This window comes from Candidatus Magnetobacterium casense, assembly GCF_019173545.1.
GTDB classification, from domain to species: Bacteria; Nitrospirota; Thermodesulfovibrionia; order Thermodesulfovibrionales; family Magnetobacteriaceae; genus Magnetobacterium; species Magnetobacterium cryptolimnobacter.
On record NZ_JABXWD010000290.1, the window covers coordinates 1 to 4,613 of the forward strand.

The window sequence follows — 4,613 nt, forward strand, 5'->3', positions numbered from 1 at the left end:
CAGTTGAATGAAAAAACTGTCAAGAGCAGTAGAACCAGGGCACAATGCATAAGGCTCTCGCAATTTTCATGGGCGGGGGCGAATAGTGCTCCTATTCATGAAGGTTTATCTTATCTTCCCATATTGGCCTTATTGCTGTAACTACTGTCATTTGATTATAGAAGGAATCTGTCAACTCTTGTATTAAAGTACCAAGGGATATCACACGAGTTTCATTCTCACGATATACTTCAGTCTGATCTATGCAAAAAACAAATGGTCGAAAGAACAATGCAAGTTGACAAAAATCTTTAATTCGCGATTTACATAGTTCGTTAATCCCATCGGATGCTGTAATAGTGTCAGATATCTTTACACCGATCTTCTTAGCCTCATCCTGGTCAAACTTCCCACCTATAAGCCAATCTGTGCAATTCTGTCTCACAGAACGATTGCCTGTATAGTAAGTATAAGTGAAAAGCACCCTCAACCAATTAGACGGAGAATCACTTAGAGATATTTTATGTTCGTCAATTTGTTCATAGAAAATATCTTCCAGTGTCTTAATATTTTCCTTAACCCAATCAAGCAGTTTTTTTGACTTTTCACTTTTTTCATATGGGATGTTTTTTAGTTCACTTGAAGAAATAGGGATGTCTTCTTTTTTTATTAATTTACCCTTTACTCCATAAAGTATCAATTTCTCTAAAATACTAAGGGTAAATGCCTCAAGTTGTCGATGGTTTTTTTTCTTATCATGCTTACCGTCAATTTTATCTGGCAAGCGCAGTTCTTGTACAATCCTATGCAATAGGGATTGCCAAATTACGTTTCCCAATGGAGTTATATAAATCAGGGTTGCCTTTTGACTTAATTCTTTAAACAACCGGCCAATCAAATGAGACTTCCCATAGCCAGGGGCTGGAGATACTACAAACTGTGCATGAGTAAGTTTCCGCTCGCATGGTTCAGACTTACCATCTAATCTTTCAAACTGCTCAATAATTGTATTTAATGCGTGATCATTAAGACTGGATATCCCCTGTTCAATGCCCTTAAGTATTTGAGATTCATCAACTATGTTGTTTTCAAAGGGATTAATCATTATATTGTCATCTCTATGCCTTACTTAGCCTTTGTACTTTACTTGAAGTTGTGGTGTGCCTTTAAGATGAATTGCCGCGGCACGGGCTTCTTCAGAAGAAGTGGCCCAAACACCCTCATTCAACACCGCATTACCTAATCGACTCTCTTGCAGGAGTATATCTTGAAGCTGCTCCTTGGTTGTAGAAAGCTCCTTTATCAGCTTATATAACTCCACGTATTCAAACTTCGTCTCGTCCCTGAGTTTTTTGTATGCCTCCAACACCCGCTCTTTAGTCAGTTTAGTTACCGGCTTTGGCTGCTTTATTACGGAGACATTCAGATACAGAATACTCCTGCCGTGCTTAAGTCTTAATAGCTTCCCCTCTTTTACCAGCCTGTCAGCAGCCGCTTGTGCATTTTTGCGTATTTTTCCTGCCGGCAGAGCCTTCATGTCTTTAATCACAGCTTTGCTAAACAACTTGATTTCAGTTGAGGTTTCTCTGTCAATTATCTCACAAGCACGCTCCAGGGCATTGTCAAATTCCTTTAACACATACAAAGCTTTGCTTACCAACCCTATGTTTACTACTTCCCCTGCTTTAATGAGCGCATCCAACGCCGTGTTTCTTATCTTAGCGTCTTTTCCAAGTTTGCCCTTATTTAAGCCGCTTTCTCCAGCATCGCTGAGGCTGTTTAATATATCTACCTTTGCTTTTTCTATTTTTTCGTCTACCATTAGCTTTACACCCTCTCTTTACAAATTTCACTATTTTATCTCATACAGAATTAAAAAGTAAAGAAAAAAATATCAGATACTTGCATAAATTTTTCATGTGTACGATCACATAATTATGGGGTCAAGGGGACTTCTTCGTGCCAGGGGCAGGTGCGACTTTCAGCCAGGGGGACTGAGCCGGGGGGCGCTGACCCCTTGCCAACCCCCTGCTGCGACAAGATTGCGGCTCGCCCCTCCCCTTGCGGGGGAGGTCAAGGAGGGGTGAGGCACGATATTCCCGCAGCGGGTCGCACCCGCCACCGCCATAAAAGGGGGCAGCGCCGCCCTCCTTGTCTTTCTCTTGTCACACGATACCACTTTTTAGCATGTCGTGGATGTGTATGACACCTTTTACGAGGCCGTTTTGATCGGGCACCACCAGGGACGTGATACAGTTGGTCTCCATGACTGCCAGTGCCTTTGCGGCCAGTTCGTCCTCGTAGATCACGCGCGGGGAAGGTGTCATAATGGCGGCGGTGTCCATATCGTAGAGTTCCTTGCCCCACCTCTCCAAACCCCTCCTTAGGTCACCGTCCGTGACTATGCCAACGAGCCGCTTGTCATCATCAACCACCACGGCAATCCCCAGACGCTTGGACGATATCTCTATGACCGTCTGCATCATCGGCATTGTGAGGGTCACCAGTGGCAGTGCCTCCCCGCTGTGCATGAGGTCCTTGACGCGCATAATGAGCCTCTTGCCAAGACTTCCGCCCGGATGAAAGAAGGCAAAGGCCTCCTTGTCAAACCCCCTCCTGACAAGCAGCGCAACCGCTATGGCATCGCCCATGGCAACGGCAGCCGTGGTCGAGGACGTGGGCACAATCCCCAACGGACAAGCCTCCTCCTTGACCGATATGTCAATGGTCACACTGGCAGCCCTGGACAACGACGATACGATATTGCCGGTCATGGCAATAATATCAAGATCATAGCGCTTGAAAAACGGCAGGAGCATGAGCACCTCATCCGTCTCACCGCTGTTGGAGATGGCAACGATGACGTCCTGTGGGGTGATCATGCCGAGGTCTCCGTGTCCGGCCTCTGCGGGGTGCATGAAAAACGCCGGAGTCCCTGTTGAGGCAAGCGTTGAGGCGATCTTCTTGCCGATCAGGCCGGACTTACCCATACCCGTTATCACCACCTTGCCTGTGCTGCGATAGAGAATGTCAATTGCCGTAAGGAAACTGCCATCCACCCTATCCACAAGGGCCAGGATTGAGTCGGCCTCGATCCGCAAAACCCCCTTGGCAACATCTATGGTTCTATCTTGAGTACTATCTTGCATTGTCTACGGAAACAGAGACCTCTTCTCCCCAAGAGCTGCAGCAATAAACGTCCTCAACAGCGAGTGTAGGAAGGCTTCTGTAAGACTTCCTCCTTAACACTTGTCAGTATATTTACATCACGTGACTAATGGCACGTCGGATATGATACCTTAATTGAGATATACTTGTCAAGCGCTAATTTTTTTGGTATCCCTTGCAGCAGTCTTGCCCTTACTGCCTCCAACCTGCCGGCCCTTACTGCCTCCACGGATTCCTTGCAGACCGTCTGTTTTAGCAGGGCGTCCTTGATCTCAGCACCAACATAGCTATCGAGGACCCTCTGCCTGTAGGCCCGTAGAAATGAGACGTAATCTGAAAACTCCCCCTTCGAATACAGGACCTCAAGCTCCCGTCGTATCGTGCTTGCCAATGCCGGGCTTGCACCGGAGGTGGAGACCGCTATGGTTAAGTCGCCACTTGTCACCGAGGATGGCACGATGAAGCTGCACTGCCGCGGACTGTCAACGACGTTTACAAGACCGCTGAATTGCGCTGCGATTTCTTCGTTGACTTGTTTGTCAGATGTGGCCGCTATGATCATAAATACGCCGTCGAGGTCCTCCCTCATAAACGTTCGCTCCTTGTGGGTAAACATATCGGCGTCCTTTAGTTGTCTTAATTTTTCGGTAAGTACCGGAGCAACTATCGTCAGAGAAGCCCCAGTCTCCAGGAGCTTTATGGCCTTTCGCTGTGCCACCTTGCCCCCTCCCACGATGAGACACTTCTTGTTAGTGAAGTTCAGAAATACTGGGTAGTAGGTCAACGAGATATGCCCACGGGTCAGTTACGGCACCCCCCGGCAGGGGCAGCTCTATAGGGAATTAAGCCCTTTCCGGGCTTCCTTGCGCAGCTTGTCTTCTTTGACTATCTCCAGGGCCTTATTAAAATACTCCCGGGCCTTGTCCTTGTCCTTAAGCCCCTTGTATGACATCGCCATGTGATAATAGACCTCATCAACGGCAGTAAAATCACCGTACTTCTCCAGGATGATATTAAAACGCCCAAGGGCTGCCTTAAATGACTCCTTTTTGAGATAGAACTTGCCCACATAGAACTCATGCTCTGCAAGGACGTTTCTGCACTTTTGGAGCCTCAACTCTATGACATCCCTGTATGGGTTTCTGGGATAGAGTTCGGCCAGTTTCCTGAATTCCCTGATGGCGCTCTCAGCCGCCTTGTAACCTCTGTCCGCACCCTCTATCTGGCTAAACGTAAGAGCAGCTATCTGATACTGCGCATTAGGGGCATATCTGTTATCCGGATAGGAACTCAAAAACTTCCTGTACTCCTCTATTGACAGGTCAACCTCGTCATCTTTGACGTAGGACTCGGCCAGCTTAAGTTGCGCAAGCGGGGCATAGGTCTTTGTCCGGTCCCTGTTGATCACCTCCGTAAGCAGCTCCCGACCTTCGGTGTACTCCTTGTTTTCGATCATCTTAACGGCA

General features: G+C 47.3%; 5 protein-coding genes. All 5 read right to left on the bottom strand.

The features are described from left to right. Positions 1–91 precede the first annotated feature (91 nt). Positions 92–1,084 (bottom strand): hypothetical protein, encoded by a 993-nt coding sequence (locus HWQ67_RS13485; RefSeq protein WP_218253210.1) that lies wholly within the window; start codon positions 1,082–1,084, stop codon positions 92–94. Positions 1,085–1,108: 24 nt separating this feature from the next. Next, on the bottom strand, positions 1,109–1,801 hold the full coding sequence (locus tag HWQ67_RS13490; RefSeq protein ID WP_218253211.1) for a hypothetical protein: 693 nt from the start codon (positions 1,799–1,801) through the stop codon (positions 1,109–1,111). Positions 1,802–2,144: 343 nt separating this feature from the next. Beyond that, positions 2,145–3,128 (bottom strand): KpsF/GutQ family sugar-phosphate isomerase, encoded by a 984-nt coding sequence (locus HWQ67_RS13495; protein WP_218253212.1) that lies wholly within the window; start codon positions 3,126–3,128, stop codon positions 2,145–2,147. A gap of 125 nt (positions 3,129–3,253) precedes the next feature. Then, positions 3,254–3,931 (bottom strand): precorrin-2 dehydrogenase/sirohydrochlorin ferrochelatase family protein, encoded by a 678-nt coding sequence (locus HWQ67_RS13500; protein ID WP_218253213.1) that lies wholly within the window; start codon positions 3,929–3,931, stop codon positions 3,254–3,256. A 48-nt stretch (positions 3,932–3,979) separates the two neighbouring features. Further along, the coding region (bamD, locus tag HWQ67_RS13505) for an outer membrane protein assembly factor BamD (RefSeq protein ID WP_218253214.1) at positions 3,980–4,613 on the bottom strand (634 nt) is incomplete at its 5' end.